This window comes from Streptomyces sp. NPDC014995 (assembly GCF_043080745.1).
Taxonomy (GTDB): Bacteria; Actinomycetota; Actinomycetes; order Streptomycetales; family Streptomycetaceae; genus Streptomyces.
Genome location: NZ_JBIBVX010000019.1, coordinates 97,904 through 112,663 on the forward strand (window position 1 = coordinate 97,904; position 14,760 = coordinate 112,663).

Annotated in this window: 13 protein-coding genes; 1 reads left to right on the forward strand and 12 read right to left on the reverse strand. The window is 74.2% G+C overall.

Going from position 1 to position 14,760, the window contains the following annotated elements; all coding sequences use genetic code 11:
• Positions 1–238 precede the first annotated feature (238 nt).
• The 12 genes from ACF1A1_RS32370 to ACF1A1_RS32425 all read right to left on the reverse strand — a co-directional run bounded on the left by ACF1A1_RS32370 (position 239) and on the right by ACF1A1_RS32425 (position 13,093).
• On the reverse strand, positions 239–949 hold the full coding sequence (locus ACF1A1_RS32370; protein WP_392004579.1) for a DUF3618 domain-containing protein: 711 nt from the start codon (positions 947–949) through the stop codon (positions 239–241).
• Positions 925–1,341 carry a phage holin family protein gene (locus ACF1A1_RS32375; RefSeq protein ID WP_392004581.1) on the reverse strand — a complete coding sequence of 139 codons (417 nt, stop codon included), beginning with the start codon at positions 1,339–1,341 and terminating at the stop codon, positions 925–927. Before ACF1A1_RS32375 ends, ACF1A1_RS32370 begins: the two co-directional genes overlap by 25 nt.
• A gap of 3 nt (positions 1,342–1,344) precedes the next feature.
• Positions 1,345–2,055 (reverse strand): hypothetical protein, encoded by a 711-nt coding sequence (locus ACF1A1_RS32380; protein ID WP_392004583.1) that lies wholly within the window; start codon positions 2,053–2,055, stop codon positions 1,345–1,347.
• A gap of 170 nt (positions 2,056–2,225) precedes the next feature.
• A complete protein-coding gene (locus tag ACF1A1_RS32385; protein ID WP_392004585.1) occupies positions 2,226–2,468 on the reverse strand; it encodes a hypothetical protein in 243 nt (80 codons plus the stop codon).
• 70 nt (positions 2,469–2,538) lie between these two features.
• A complete protein-coding gene (locus tag ACF1A1_RS32390) occupies positions 2,539–4,242 on the reverse strand; it encodes a RecQ family ATP-dependent DNA helicase (RefSeq protein WP_392004587.1) in 1,704 nt (567 codons plus the stop codon).
• Between the two features lie 221 nt (positions 4,243–4,463).
• The gene (locus tag ACF1A1_RS32395) at positions 4,464–6,701 is read right to left on the reverse strand and encodes a S9 family peptidase (protein ID WP_392004589.1); all 2,238 of its coding nucleotides are present in this window, start codon (positions 6,699–6,701) and stop codon (positions 4,464–4,466) included.
• Positions 6,698–8,479 carry an N-acetylglutaminylglutamine amidotransferase gene (locus ACF1A1_RS32400; protein ID WP_392004591.1) on the reverse strand — a complete coding sequence of 594 codons (1,782 nt, stop codon included), beginning with the start codon at positions 8,477–8,479 and terminating at the stop codon, positions 6,698–6,700. The genes ACF1A1_RS32395 and ACF1A1_RS32400 overlap by 4 nt, the downstream gene beginning before the upstream one ends.
• A gap of 259 nt (positions 8,480–8,738) precedes the next feature.
• A complete protein-coding gene (locus ACF1A1_RS32405; RefSeq protein ID WP_392004593.1) occupies positions 8,739–9,938 on the reverse strand; it encodes a glutamate--cysteine ligase in 1,200 nt (399 codons plus the stop codon).
• 518 nt (positions 9,939–10,456) lie between these two features.
• Positions 10,457–10,795: a sulfurtransferase TusA family protein gene (locus tag ACF1A1_RS32410; RefSeq protein WP_392004595.1), complete on the reverse strand. Its 339-nt coding sequence runs from the start codon at positions 10,793–10,795 to the stop codon at positions 10,457–10,459.
• The gene (locus ACF1A1_RS32415; RefSeq protein ID WP_392004597.1) at positions 10,792–12,069 is read right to left on the reverse strand and encodes an MFS transporter; all 1,278 of its coding nucleotides are present in this window, start codon (positions 12,067–12,069) and stop codon (positions 10,792–10,794) included. Before ACF1A1_RS32415 ends, ACF1A1_RS32410 begins: the two co-directional genes overlap by 4 nt.
• Entirely contained in the window at positions 12,066–12,419 is a 354-nt protein-coding gene (locus tag ACF1A1_RS32420) for a hypothetical protein (RefSeq protein ID WP_392004599.1), read from the reverse strand. Before ACF1A1_RS32420 ends, ACF1A1_RS32415 begins: the two co-directional genes overlap by 4 nt.
• Positions 12,416–13,093: an ArsR/SmtB family transcription factor gene (locus tag ACF1A1_RS32425; protein ID WP_392004602.1), complete on the reverse strand. Its 678-nt coding sequence runs from the start codon at positions 13,091–13,093 to the stop codon at positions 12,416–12,418. Before ACF1A1_RS32425 ends, ACF1A1_RS32420 begins: the two co-directional genes overlap by 4 nt.
• A gap of 383 nt (positions 13,094–13,476) precedes the next feature.
• Between ACF1A1_RS32425 and ACF1A1_RS32430 the strand changes: the two genes are divergently transcribed.
• Positions 13,477–14,751 carry a cytochrome P450 gene (locus tag ACF1A1_RS32430; RefSeq protein ID WP_392004604.1) on the forward strand — a complete coding sequence of 425 codons (1,275 nt, stop codon included), beginning with the start codon at positions 13,477–13,479 and terminating at the stop codon, positions 14,749–14,751.
• Positions 14,752–14,760: the final 9 nt, after the last annotated feature.

Sequence of the window (14,760 nt, forward strand, 5' to 3'; positions counted from 1 at the left end):
CGGGCGCCGGTGTTCTTCCGCAGCGACGCCGGGTCCGGCGAGGTGGCCGTCTGGGCCATGGGACGCACTCCAGTTGAGGGCACCACATTGACGGACGACGGAAACGAAACGGTTTCAGTGCGAGAGCTGGGCGCCCCACTGGCGAAACGCGAGGGTTTCGCCAGTGGGGCGCGTCTGCGGGGTCGTGCCGGCGGTGGGCGGGGGAAGCGTGCCGCCCGGCCCAGGGTCTGCGCGGAACTCAGGCCGGTCCGGGCTGTTGCCGGGCCTCGTCGGCGACCTGCCTGCCCGCGTCGCGTGCCTGGTCGGTCACGCGGGTGGCCTGGTCGCGGGCCTCGTCCTGAGTGGTGCGGGCAGCTTCCGCGGTGGTGTCCTTCACCTCCTGCGCCGCGCTCTGCGCGGCCTCCTTGGCGCCTTCCTTCAGGTTCTGCGCGGAGTCGAGGGCGGCCTGCTTCACCGGCTCCAGCGCCTCGCCGCCGCGTTCCATCAGGTCGGTGGCCTTCTCCTGCTCGACCTCGGACGTGGGCAGCATCGAGGAGACCAGCACGCCGACGCCGAAGGCGACCAGCCCGGCGGCCAGCGGACTGCCCTGTGCCTGACGCATCGCCTGGTCGGGCGCCTGCCGCACCGCTTCCCCGGCCTGGCCGGCCACTTCGCGCGCCGTGTCGGCGGCCTGGCCGGCCACCTCGCGCGCCGTGTCGGCGGCCTGCTGGGTGCCCTCCTGAAGCGACCCGGCCGCCGACTGGGCAGTGCTCCTGGCCCCGTGGGCGGTCTGCGAGGCGGAACCCATGACCCGCTCACGCATGCCCGAGACGGCGCCGCGCATCCGCCGGGTGCGGCGGCGCACCACACGTCTGGGGCTGGCCCGGTCCACGAGCCGGTCCACGTCCACGGACAGCCGGTCCCGAGTGGCGCCGATCTCCGCCCTCATCTGGTCGGGTGACGTGCCCATTGCGCATTCTCCTTCATGGTTTCGACTGTGTGCTCGGGCTTCGGTGCCACGGTGCGCATCCGGGTGCGGCCCCGCTGGTACAGCACGGCTGCCACCACGGCCCACACGGCGGAGACGATCAGGGCCGCCCAGCCCCCGTCCATCACGTTGGACAGGCCCAGCACGGCGGCCAGCGACAGGAAGAGGAGCACCATGTAGCCGGCGAACCCCGCGCCTCCGTACATGCCGGCTGCCTTGCCCGCCTTGGTCGCCTCCTGCCTGACCTCCGTCTTGGCCAGTTCGACCTCCTGACGGAACAGGGTCTGGACGTCCGAGGTGACGGCGGACAGCAGTTCGCCCACCGAGCTGTCCCCACCGCGCGACCCCACCGGGTTCGACGGGACCGAGGTCATCTCTCACACCTCCGGGTACGGACGACCCGGGGCACCGCCCGGCGGCATGCCGGCGGTGGGCGGAACCTCCGGCGGGGCGGGGGGCACCGCCGGTGGCGGTGGCGGCTCCCGCACGACGCCCGGCGGAGGACCGGACGGGAGGGTCGCCGGGGTCTCCCGCTCGTCCAGCGCCGCCTGCGCTCCGGTGGGTATCTGCTGCGGTCCTCCCGCGGAAGACCCGTCGGCCTTGGCCGCCACCTTCACCAGGCGACCGACGGCCAGCCCGGCCACCATCGCGCCGCCGAGGAACATTCCGGGGCGACGGCGGGCGAAGTCCTGGACATCGGAGAGGACGCCCCCGACTCCGTGCTTCTCCAGGTAGTCGGCCGCCCGGTGCCCGCCGTGGGCCGCCTGTCCCGCGAGGCTGCGGGCGGGAGAGTCGCTCTGGGCGTTCTCCGCCATCCCGGCCAGGTCGTCGGCCCAGTGGTGCAGCGCTCCGGCGGCCCGTCTGGCCTGCTCCTCGACCTCGTTCCTCGCGCGGCTCCGCAGGTCGTGGGCGACCGCCCCGGCCTGCTGCCGTACCTCGCCGGCGACGGCCTTCGCCTGATCCGCGGCGGTACCAGCCACCTGGCCCGCGGCCTGCCGGGCCTGATCGGCCGTGGCCGACGCCTCGGTCCTGGCCGCCTCGCCGGTCTGCTGCAACCTCGTCGTGTTGCCCTGAACTGCCTCACTCATCAGCCACTCCTCCTTGGCAGACGGCCATGCACTTACTAGTCCGTCTTGTGCCGAGTGTCTGTTTTGTCGGCATTCACACATGAACGGTACGAAATCTTCGCAGGCTCGTGACACCCGGGACGCGAGGAAGAGGAAAGGGCGGCGGGCGGGCCGATCAGGCGGAACTCGGCCTAGTGGCCGGTGGATTGCCCGCCCTCGCCCTCCGGCTCCTGCCGGGCGTCCTCGGTCTCGACACCCTCCAGGGGCTTGCCCGCCCTCGTGCCGCGCTCGGGCTGGTAGCCCTCCTCGGCGCTCGCCGTACCCGGTACGGACCGCTTGCGAGCCCGGCTCTCCGCGCCCGAGTGCGCTCCGGGCTCGTCGGGGCTGCGTGCCCGGTCGTAGCGGTCCCCGCGGTGGTCCTTCTGGCCGGTCATGTCCGCGCCTCCCGTCGGTATCGGGGCTTCGCCGGGTTCCCTCACGGCTGAGCCCGGAAACGGTCGCGCCTCACGGGGCCGACCGGTCGTCGCCCGGCCCGCGCACCACCGTGAGCAGGTCGTCGCGCCCGGCCACCGCCTCCAGCGCCAGCGTGCGGTAGCCGGCCCGGTCGAACAGCACGGTGATGCGGTCCTGGTCCTCGCTCAGCACCGTGCCCTCGCCCCACCGCTCGTGCCGGACCTCGGTTCCGACGGGGTAGGAGGCCGCCGCGGGGTGGGCGGGCCGCTCCCCCCGCCCGTTCCCGGCGCCCTCCTCGGCGCAGCCGTCGCAGTTCCCGCACGGCGCCTCGTAGTCCTCACCGAAGTAGCCGAGCAGGAAACGGCGCCGGCAGCCGGTCGCCTCGGCATACGCCCGGGCCATCCCGACCCGCGACCGCTCGGTCCGGCGATGCGCCTGCGCGACCTCGGCGGCCCGCTCGGCCGCCGCGTCGGCGGACACGCCGGGGGCGGGCCGTACCTCGCCCTCCTCCCCCGTGCCGACCGCGTCGGCTTCCTCCAGCAGGTTCACCGCGGCGGTGACCCGGTTCCTGGACAGGCCCGTGTCCTGGCGCAGTCCGTCCAGGTCGGCGGGGTCCTCGCGGTGATCATGGACGGCGTCGGCCACGTCCGAGAGGACCTCGCGACTCGGGGTGCGGCCGGCGAAGTAGGTCTGCATCCCCGTGTCCTCGGACCGGTGGTGCAGTACGGCGAGGGCGGGGCGTCCGTCCCTGCCGCAACGGCCGATCTCCTGGTAGTAGGCGTCCAGGGAACCCGGCAGCGACGCGTGCAGGACGAACCGTACGTCCTCCTTGTCGATGCCCATGCCGAACGCCGAGGTCGCCACCACGACGTCCGCCGCGCCCGAGAGGAAGGCGTCGTGGATCCGGGCCCGTTCGGCGGCGCGCAGTCCGGCGTGGTAGCCCTCGGCCGACAGTCCCAGGGAGGCCAGCTCACCGGCGTAGTACTCGCTGTCCTTGCGCGTCGCGGCGTAGACGATGCCGGGCTTGGGCTCGGCGGCGGCCCTCTCGACCACGGCTCGACGCCGGTCGTCCTCGTCCAGGAAGCGGCGGGCCTCCAGCCTGATGTTCGGCCGGTCGAATCCGGTGACCATCAGCCGCGGCCGGCTCATGCCCAGCCGCTCGGCGATCTCTCGGCGCACCGGCGGAGCGGCGGTCGCGGTCAGGGCCAGGACCGGGGGTCTGCCCACGTGACGTACCGCGTGTTCCAGGCGCAGGTAGTCGGGGCGGAAGTCGTGGCCCCAGGAGGACACGCACTGGGCCTCGTCCACCACGAAGAGGGCCGGACGCACCTCGGCCAGCCGCTCCACCACGTCGTCCTTGGCGAGTTGCTCCGGCGACAGGTACAGCAGGCGGGCCTCGCCGCGGCGCACCGCCTCCCAGGCGGCCTTCGTCTGCGCCGCGTTGAGGTCGGAGTTGACGGCGACGGCGCTGACGGCGCGGTCCCCGTCCGGCAGGCCGGCGATCTGGTCCCGCTGAAGGGCCAGCAGCGGCGACACGACCACGCCCGGTCCGGGCAGCATCAGTGCGGGGACCTGGTAGACGGCGGACTTGCCGGACCCGGTCGGCATGACGACGAGGGCGTCCTCGCCGTCCAGCACCCATTCCATGGCGGTGAGCTGCTCGGGCAGGAGGGTCTCCCAGCCGAACACCTCGGCGGCGATCTCGCGCAGGCGACTGGCCCGGTCCCGCTCCGTCCGCGGCCCCTTCCGTCCCATGGCCGGCTCCTCGCTGCTGTGTCCGGACACGATCGGGAGTCGCACCTCGGCACCACCTGGGTACCCGCGCGGCCGGACGCGTACCGGACGGTCACATCCTTGCGAATCTCACGAAGGGGGCGGGTCGCGGCCTCCGAGCCGATGACCGGTCGGCCGGTCACTCGGTCGGTCGCTCAGCCGGCGAGTCGCTCCGCCGGTCACTCGGTCAGTCGCTCAGCCGGTCAGCCGGTCAGATGCCGTTGCAGCCAGTCCGCGGCGGCGCGGCGGAACAGGCGCCGGTTGTCGGCGCGCAGGAAGTCGTGTCCCTCGTTGTGCAGCGTGAGCAGTTCGGCGACGCCGCCGCGTTCGCGTGCCGCCCGTACGAACTGTTCCGACTCCCGCGGCGGGACGTTGGTGTCGTGTTCCCCGTGGACGGCGAGGACCGGGACGCGCAGCGCGTCGACACGGCTCATGGGCGACAGGGAGTGCAGCAGTTCGCGGTCGCGTTCCGGATGGCCGTACTTGTGGGCCGCCGACTGCGCGATCCACGGTTCGGTGCCCTCGAAGAACGTCGCGAAGTCGGACATGCCGCAGACCGCCACCCCGGTGCGGAACAGATCGGGATGCCAGACCAGGGAGGCGAACGTGAGGTAGCCGCCGTACGAGCGGCCCATGACGGCGAGCCGTGACGGATCGGCCGGACCGGCCACCACCGCGTGGGCGGCGCAGTCGGCCACGTCGTCGAGGGCGGCGAACCGGCCCGTGCCCAGGTCGGCGTCGACGAACGACCGTCCGTGGCCGGAGGAACCACGGACGTCGGGGGCGAAGACGTCCAGTCCTCGCCCCAGGATCTCGTGGTAGAGCGGGCTGAAGACCGGGCGTTCCTGTTCCTCGGGGCCACCGTGCAGATGGATCACGCAGGGCGCCGGTTCACCCGCTCCCCTCCCCGGCGCGCGGTAGTACCAGCCGTGCAGGGGCAGTCCGTCCCGTGCGGTCGGGCTCAGCGGGAACGGCCGTACGGGCGGGCGGCCCGGGGGAACGGCGTCCTCGTCCCGGGAGGACCACGGGGTGCGGAGCAGGGACACGCCCCCGGGGAGCCACCACACGCCGGGGCGGCGCTGCGAACCGGACAGGGCCAGGGCAAGCCGCCCGGTACCCGCCGGCACGATCCGGCTGACCACTTCGTGGGGCAGGGGCACGGGCCGTGGCGGCCCGGTGAGCGGCCCGGCCCGGCCGGGCGGGAACGTGTCGACGACTTCCAGCTCGCTCGCGCCCCGGACGTTCCAGGCCAGGACGGCGGCACGGCCGTCGAGGGCGAATGTCAGCAGTTCCAGGCCGCTGCCCTCCCGCTCCGCCGCGACGGACCAGCCGCGGGGCCGCCCCTCGGGGTCGAGGTCGGCGGCGAGCAGCGCCGCGAACTCCCGGCCGAGGTCGCTGCGCAGCCAGAGGGTGTCCGCCCGGGGCGAGAACCTGCCGATCCACGGGTCGCCGTCCGCCACCGCCACCACCTGGGTCGTGGCGAGGTCGGTGGTGCGGATCACCACCGCCTCGCGCCGGCCGCGGGGTCCACGGCGCAGGAGCGCCAGGCCGCCGTCGCGGCTGAGGTCGCACACGCGCAGCGTCGCGGCGTCCGTCTCGGTGGCGAGGAGGACGGGGGCGGCCACGCCGTCGGGGTCGATCAGGTAGGCGGACAGTCCGTCGCCGAAGCCGGCCGCCGGGCCGGTCCGCTCGTCCCGGAGGCCGGGGGCGCCGGTGGCGTCGGCGGTCACCGGGGGAGACGGCGTCCCGGCTCCGGTGCCGGCGAGCGGTGTCGCGCCGAGGAGTACGGCATCGCCGTCGCGGCCGGACCAGCCGGCCGGCAGGTGGCCGACGTACCCGCCGGGTTCGGCCGGGACGTCGGCCGCGGCGTCCGGGGGCGCGGGGTGGGCGGTCGGGACGGCGACGGTGACCGCGACGGCCGTTCCGTCGTGCGCCCAGCAGCCCAGGTAGGCCGAGGTGTCCGGCTCGGCTCCGGCCAGGATGTGGCGGTCGCTGCCGTCGGGGCGTACGCACAGCACCCGTGTGTGCTCGCCGCCGCCGGGAGCCGTGGTGTAGGCGATCCAGCGGCCGTCGGGCGACCAGGACACCTCGCGGACGGGGTCCGGTTCCGAGTCGAGCAGACGTACCTCGCCGCCGTCGACGGGCCCCGTCCACAACTGGGGCACGCCGCCGCGGTCGCAGATGAAGGCCACCTGCGCTCCGGCGGGGTCGGCCGACGGATACCAGCACCCGTGGGCGGTGAGGCGCGTCGGGACGTCGCGTGGTGCGGAGGCGTCCGGCAGCGGGACCCGGGCAGGGGCGGCGAAGGCGGTGGTCCGGCCGTCCGGGCCCGGTGGAGCCTGGCTCGGGCTCCGCGCCGGGTGGGGAACGGAGGGCCGGTCGAGAGCGGCCGCGCGCATGCCGTCCGCGTCCGTGCCGTACGGGGCGCGCTCGTCGGTCATATTCCGTGTGTCTGAAGCCATATCTCCAGCAATGCCGCCTGCCACAGCGCGTTCGCGCCGCGCTTGGTGCGGTGTTCGTCGGGGGCCGCCAGCAGCTCGGCCAGGTACGAGTCCTTGAAGAGGCCGCGCCGCCTCGCCTCGGGGGCATGGAGTGCTTCGCGCACCCGTTCCAGGACGGGCCCGGCCATGTGGGTGATCGCCGGGACCGGGAAGTAACCCTTGGGACGGTCGACCACCTCGGGGGGCAGCAGTTTGCGGCCCGCCTCCTTCAGGACGCCCTTGCCCCCGTCGGCCAGCTTCAGGTCCGGCGGACAGGCGGCCGCCAGCTCCACCAGCTCGTGGTCCAGGAAGGGCACGCGGGCCTCCAGGCCCCAGTCCATGGTCATGTTGTCGACCCGTTTCACCGGATCGTCGACGAGCATGACGTGCGTGTCCAGACGCAGGGCCGCGTCGAGGGCGGTCTCGGCCCCCGGCACCGCCATGTGCTCCCGGACGAAGCGGCCGGAGACGTCGTCCGGCGGCAGCATGTGCGGCTGCACCATGTCGGCGAGGTCGGCGTGCGGCCGGTCGAAGTACGTCTCGGCGTACCTGCCGGGTGCCTCCGCACGGCTGACCGAGGCGAGTCGCGGATACCAGTGGTAGCCGGCGAAGACCTCGTCGGCGCCCTGCCCGCTCTGGACGACCTTCACCTCCTTCGCCACCTGCTCGGCCAGCAGGTGGAACGCGACCACGTCATGGCTGATCATCGGCTCGCTCATCGCCGCGACGGCTCCGTCCAACGCCGTCGACACCCGCTCGGAGGGAACCATCAGCTGGTGGTGGTCGGTGGCGAACTCCCTGGCTATCAGGTCGGAGTAGGCGAACTCGTCTCCCTTGTCGCCGCCTTCCGCCGTGAAGCCCACGCTGAACGTCGCCAGGTCCCGCTGTCCCTCGTCGGCCAGCAGCGCCACGATCAGGCTGGAGTCCAGGCCGCCGGAGAGCAGGACGCCGACGGGCACATCGGCGACCATCCGCCGGCGTACGGCGGTGCGCAGCGCCTCGAGCACCGCGTCACGCCATTCGCTCGGCCCCATGCCCGCGTACTCGGGGCGTCGCGTGTAGGACGGCTGCCAGTAGCGGTGCTCCCGATGGCTGCCGTCCGGTTCGACGACCCGCACGGTGGCCGGCGGGAGTTTGCGCACCCCGGACAGGACGGTGCGGGGTGCCGCCACGGTCGCGTGCCAGCTGAGGTACTGGTGGACGGCGGCCGGATCGAGCGAGGTGTCGATGTCGCCGCCCGCCAGCAGGGCCGGCAGCGAGGAGGCGAACCGCAGTCGCCCGGGGGTCTGCGCCAGGTACAGCGGCTTGATGCCGAGCCGGTCGCGGCCCAGGACCAGACGGCCGGTCCGGTGCTCGACGAGGGCGAAGGCGAACATGCCGTAGAAGTGATCGACGCAGGCGGTGCCCCACTGCTGGTACGCCTTGAGGATGACCTCGGTGTCGGAGGTCGACTCGAAGCGGTGGCCCAGGGCCCGCAGCTCCTCACGGAGCTCCTTGTAGTTGTAGACGCAACCGTTGAAGACACCGGTGATCCCCTGCCGGGCATCGGTCATCGGCTGTGCCCCGGACTCGGACAGGTCGATGATCTTCAGTCGTCGGTGCCCCAGCGCCACAGCACCCTGGGACCAGGTCCCCTCGCCGTCGGGGCCGCGGGCGGCGAGCCGGTCACTCATGCGCTCCACGGCCGCGAGATCGGGCCGCCCGCCGTCGAAGCGCATCTCCCCGCTCAGGCCGCACATCACGCACCACCTCCCCGGTGCACGTCAGCGGTCCGGGGAGGTCCGCAGTGCGCGGAGCTTCCCGTCGGAGCCTGGTCGGACCTGGTCGACATGGTGGTACGTCTCCTTGGATGCAGGGGCGAGCACGGGAGTGGCTCGTCGGGTGACAGGAAGGGCGCCGAGGGTCGCCGGCCGCGGGGTGCGCCGGGGCGCGTCCCCTCGGGGACGGGGAAGCGGGCGTGGTGCGCCCGGCCGGAGTCGTGCATGGTGCGCGTCCGCCTCAACGGCCGGGGATCCTCGCCGGCCGGGCACTGAAGGGGTCGGGGTCCTTCAGGCCCAGCTCGCCGGAGGGGACGGGCGTGGCCGGGGCCGGATGGGGCCGGCGCCGTCTGCCGCTGTCGCCGCGCGTCTCGGCGATCACCAGATCGGTGCAGGCCAGCAGGTCCTCGGCCTCGGCCGTGCGGCGCATCCGGTGGGCGGCACTGCCGTCGGCGAGGGCCTTCTCGGCGAGCGCCTGGACGGTCTGCCAGTCTCCGTAGTCCTCGAGCACCGGGCGCACCCGGTCCAGCAGGGCGCGGACGACGTGTGCCGCGGACGCCTCACGGCGGGTGTCCGGGTCGACCAGGGCTCCTTCGAGGCCTGACCTGGCGGCCCGCCAGGCGGCGGCGCGCAGCCACTCGTGCCGTCCCTCGCAGACGGGAAGCCCGGGGCCTTCCAGCCGTCGGCGGGCGTCGGTCACAAGGGCGCGGAAGAGTCCCGCGATGAGCACCACCGTTTCCGCGCGCGGGCAGGAGTCGCAGATGCGCAGCTCGAGGGTCTGCTGGTGCGCCGAGGGCCGGATGTCGTAGTAGATCATCCCGGCGTCGCTGATGACGCCCGAGTCGATGAGGCCCTGCACGGCCGCGTCGTACTCGGCGGCGTCGGCGAAGCAGCCGACCGGCCCGGCGGTGGGCCAGCGCTGCCACACCATGGTCCGCCAGCTCGCGTAGCCGGTGTCGGTGCCCAGCCAGAACGGGGAACTCGCCGACAGGGCGAGAAGGGCGTGCAGCCAGGGCGACACCTCGCACATGATCCGTACGGCCGTGTCGCGGTCGGGGATGTCCACGTGGACGTGGGCTCCGCAGATGAGCTGCTCGTCGGCGACCATCCGGTACTCGTCGACCATGTGGCGGTAGCGGAGACCGTCGGTGGGATGGATGGCCTCCGTGCGGGCCAGCGGCACCGTGCCCGCGGCGACGACTGCCAGCCCGTGTGCGGAGGCGGCGGTGTCCAGTTGCCGCCTGGTGCCGATCAGATCTCTGTACAGGCCGTCCAGTGACGCGTGCACGCCGCTGTTCGACTCCACGGTCGCCTGCTGCAACTCGGTCGTGAAGGTCCGTCCGGGCAGCCCCCGCAGCACCGTGTCGGCGCGTGGCACCAGCAAGCCGGTCTCCACCTCCACGAGGTGGAACTCTTCCTCCACTCCGATACGAACGGTCACGACCACTCCTAGAGGTGACGGGCGGACGCTTCGCTGCCCCGATCCGGAACCCGACCCCGCCGGAGGCAGAGGGCGGCTGGCTGTCCTCCTCGGAGTTCCCAGATGACCCACGAATAAGCACGTGGCGCTCTTCCGAGGAGTGGACGCCTCAAGTGAGCGGCGATGACGGTCCGTATCCGGCCGGAGGCGACGGCGAGCCGCCCGCCAGGCCGGTCAGGGCCCGCGTCGGCAGCTCCGTGCACCAACCGGCAGCAATGCGGGCGGGCCGGTGCTCTCCACGACGCCGGCGCGGTGCGGGACGCGCCGGACCGGTACGGCCTCGGGGAAGGCGGCCGACCGTTCCGTGTCGAGGAGGAGCGGGTTCGAGGACGCTTCCGGCTCCGCCGGAGTCTCCCACCGGGCCATGACGACCTCCAGCAGGCAGCCCGCCCGGTGAGGCCGTGGAGGCTGCCGAGGGCGACGGCGAGCGCGTCCACGCCCGTCCGCGGCCAGGAACCCGGCCGCCTGCCGCGGATCGGTCATCGCCGCGCCCTGTGCCAGGGCGCGTCGGCCCGGGTGGGGCGGGCGTCGGCCGTCAGGCGCAGGGCGTACACCGGCCGCTCGTCGTCACCGGGGAGGCGGCCGAGGTACGTGTGTCCGGTCAGGTGACACCAGGCGGGCAGGTCGAGCGGGGCGGCAGGATCGGTGGCGATGACGTGGACGACGGTGCCCGGCTCGCTGCCGTCGGTCTCCGCGCGCAGGCGCAGGAGGAGGGCGACGCAGAGAAGGCCGGTTCCGTCGACGGTGAGGTCGGCTTCCGCGGCGGCGGCGTCGCGGTTCACCGCCGGCTCGCTGTTCACCGCCGGCTCGCTGTTCACCGCCGGCTCGCGGTGGCGGCGATGGCGGGAAGGACGGCCAGGGAGAGGATGCCGCCCGCCAGGGCGAGGACCGGGTAGCTCGCGGCGGCCACCACCATCCCGGAGGCCAGGCCACCGGTGGCACCGGCGACGGCGATCGAGACATCGACCATCCCCTGGGTCCTGGCCCGGGTGGCCAGGGGCACGGCGTCGGTGATCATCGCGGTACCGGACACGAGGCCGAAGTTCCACCCCAGTCCGAGCAGGACGAGCGCGAGGGCGAGTACGGCGACGGAGTCACCGGGCGCGACGGCGGCGACGATCCCGGCGGCCAGGAGGGTGACGCCGGAGGCGGCGGCGACGCGGGTGCCACCATGGCGGTCGACGAGCCGGCCCGTCAGCGGCGAGGGCAGGTACATGGCGCCGACGTGGAGCGCGATGACGAGGCCGGATGCGGCGGTGCCGTGGCCGTGGTCGTGCATGTGCACCGGGGTCATGGTCATGACGGCGACCATGACGAGCTGGCTGAGGATCATGGTGAGGGCGCCCGGTATCAGTCCGGTACCGCGCCGACCGGCGGGGGCCGGGGCGGGGGCGGCGCCGCCCGCGGTCTTGGCCGCGGCGGCGGCCGACTGCCGCTGCTGGAGGTCGATGTCGCGGGCGAGCAGCAGGGGGTCGGGGCGCAGCCAGACGGTCAGGACGAGCGCGGCGAGCGCGTAGGCGGCGCCGGCGAGGAGGAAGGGTCCGGCCAGGCCCGGGATGCCGAGGCTCTCGGCGAGGGTGCCGGTGGGGGCGGCGAGGTTGGGGCCGACGACGCCGCCGAGGGTGGTGGCGACCAGCACGGTCGAGACGGCGCGGGCGCGGTGGGCGGGGGCGGCGAGGTCGGCCCCGGCGTACCGGGCCTGGAGGTTGGTGGCGGTGCCGGCGCCGTAGACGAACAGGGCGATGAAGAGCAGGACGGGGTGGTCGGCGACCGCGGCGGCGATGACACCGGCGCTGCCGACGGCGCCGGCGAGGTATCCGGCGGCGAGGCCGGGGCGGCGGCCTCGGGCCTGGGAGAGGCGGCCGACGGCGACGGCGGCGAGTGCCGATCCGGCGGTGAACAGGGCGGTGGGAAGGCCCGCGAGGTCGGTCGAGCCGAGCATGTCCTGGGCGAGCAGCGCGCCGACGGTGATGCCGGCGGCGAGCCCGGCGCCGCTGAGGACCTGGGAGGTGACCAGGACGCGGAGGGTGCGTCGCTGAACCTCGGGCGCGGGGGAGGTGCCGGCGGTCTCTGCCGGGGCGGTGCTCGTCACGATGTGCTCTCTCGCGTCAGGCGGCCGGGTGGCCGGGGCGTGGCTCGGGCCGGCTCGGGCCGTCGAGTGGGGCAGGGGCGGGCGACGTCGAGGGCCGGGGTGAGGCCGGCGACGGGGTCGTCGGCCTTCGCGGGACCGACGGACGGGCGGGGTCCGGCGCCGTGGGGGCGGTTGCCGGCGGGGCTCCCGGAGAGGCCGGCCGGACACGACGCCATCGCGTCGCCGGCCCGCGGGTCGACGGAGGTGGCGGCGTCGCGGTCCCGGTGGTCCGGCTCGTCCGCCCACCCGGGGTGCGGCGGGAGTGCGTCGGCCCGCCGGCCGGCCCGGGGCGCGCCGGTCGGGCCGGTCACGCCGGCTCCGCCGCGTCGACGGGCAGCTGCGACAGGCGCCACTCGAGCATGCCGTCGTTCAGCCGGATCGCGCGCCGTCCGCGGTCGGTGAGCAGGCGTACCGCGTCATAGGCCAGGACGCAGTACTCACCCCGGCAATACACGACGATCTCGGCGTCCGGGGGCAGCTCGCTGATCCGGTCGGTCAGTTCCTCGACGGGGATGGACCTCGCGCCCGGGATGTGACCGGCGAGGTACTCCTCCACCGGCCGCACATCGAGCACGACGACGTCGCCGGCCTCGATCCGGGCCCGCAGTTCCTCGCGGGTGACTTCCGCCCCACCGTCCTCGCCGAGGTGGGCGTCGCGGGCGGCGGGCACGGCCGCCTGGTGGTTCTCGGCGACCTTGCGCAGCAGCGCGAACAGCTGGGCGACGTCGTCACCGGCGAGCCGGTAGTGGATGCGCACACCCTCACGGCGGGTGGCGACGAATCCGGCCTGCTTGAGCGTCTGCAGATGCGCCGACGCGGTGGTCAGGTTCAGCCCGGCAGCCTTGGCCAGGGCGTCGACGGTCCGCTCGCCCTGGGCGAGCAGGTCCAGCAGTTCCAGACGCTTTCCGCTGGCCAGCGCCTTGCCGCTGGCGGCGAACGCGTCGTACAGCCGCGTCTTCGACCGTGGGGCGGGGGTCTCCTGCATGCCATCCTCCATAATTCCATGGAATATCGTAGAGGAAGGGGGTTCTCAGGACCACACGCCCCCCGCCGCGCTCGTACCGGATCCCGGAGGGCTGCCGTGGGCTTCGTCGGCGACCGTCCGATCGCGCCGGTCGACGGGGGGGGCCGGGCGACAGTGCCGACCCGGGCGACGGCCGTGGACACCGGCCGCGGCCACCGCCGCCTGCGGGCTCTCGTGGCCCGCTGGATCAGGGAACATCCCACGCCTGGAGGACGGGCGAGGTCGATCCCTCGAGGGGCACACCTCCCTCTTCAGCAGCGCAGCGCCGGGCCGCCGTCGCGTGAGCGAGTGATGCCGCGCACATGCGGGCGGGGGCCGTACGGACCGCGTGTTAGCGTCCGGCCGTGACTTCCCCGGCTCTGGACGCATCCCCACCGCTCGGGCTGCTCGACCTGTTCGGCGACGGCTTCGTCCGCGACCCGTACCCCTGGCTGGACGCGCTGCGCGCACAGGCGCCGGTGCGTCACGATCCCGGCACCGGGCTCTGGCTGGTCAGCCGCCACCGGGACGTGAGCCGGGTGCTGCTCGACCCGGACGCCTTCCGTCCCGACAACGCCCAGCACGCCGTCACCCCGCTGCCGGTCTCCGCGCTGCGGGTGCTCGCCCGGGCGGGCTTCAGACTCGCACCCGCGCTGGCCAACAACGCCACCGCCGGTCACCCCGGACTGCGCCGCGTGGTCACCCGGTTCTTCCACGCACAGCGCGTCGCGGCCGCCGTACCGGTGATCGAGCGCGTCGCCGGTGAACTGCTCGCCGCGGCACGGGAACGGCTCGACGCCTCGGGTGACTGCGACCTCTACTCGTCCTTCGCCCAGATACTGCCCTGCCGGGTGCTGATGGAGCTCCTGGGCGTCGACGGCGTCTCCCCCGCCACACTGATCCGCTGGAGCGACGCCTCGCTGGAGCTGTTCTGGGGCCGGCCCACCCCGGAGCGCCAGCTCGAACTGGCCACGCTCGTGGCCGAGTTCCACCAGTGGCTGACCCACACCGTGACCGACGGCGCGGCGCCCCCCGGTTCCTTCGTCGCGGCGCTGGCCGCGCACCGCCGGCCCGACGGCGAGCCGCTCGACGTGGAGACCGCGGTCGGCGCGTGCTTCTTCGTCCTCATCGCCGGACAGTCCACCACCGGGCAGCTCATCGCCACGGTGCTGCGCCGGGCCCTGGCCGAGCCCGGCCTGTGGACCCGCGTCGCGGACGAGCCGGGGACGGCCGAGGCATGGGTGGAGGAGGTCCTGCGGCGCGAGCCGCCGGTGACCACCTGGCGCAGGGTCACCGCACGCCCGGTCGAACTGGGCGGGGTGGACCTGCCCCGGGGCGCGCAGCTGCTCCTGATGCTGATGGGCAGCGGGTCGGACCCCGAGGTCTTCACCGCGCCGCAGGACATGTGCCCGCACCGGGCCAACGTCCGCCGGCACCTGGCCTTCGGCGCGGGCCGGCACCGCTGCCCCGGCGCGTCCCTGGCCCGTACGGAGGCGGCCGTGGCCCTGAGGGCGGCGGCCCGCCACCTGCCCGCGATCCGGCCGTCGGCCACGGCGGGGGACGCGCCGATGCTCGGTCTGCTGTCCTTCCGGGCACCCCTCCAGGTGGCGGTGGAGCAGCCCTGGGGGCCCCGGACCTGACGACCGCGG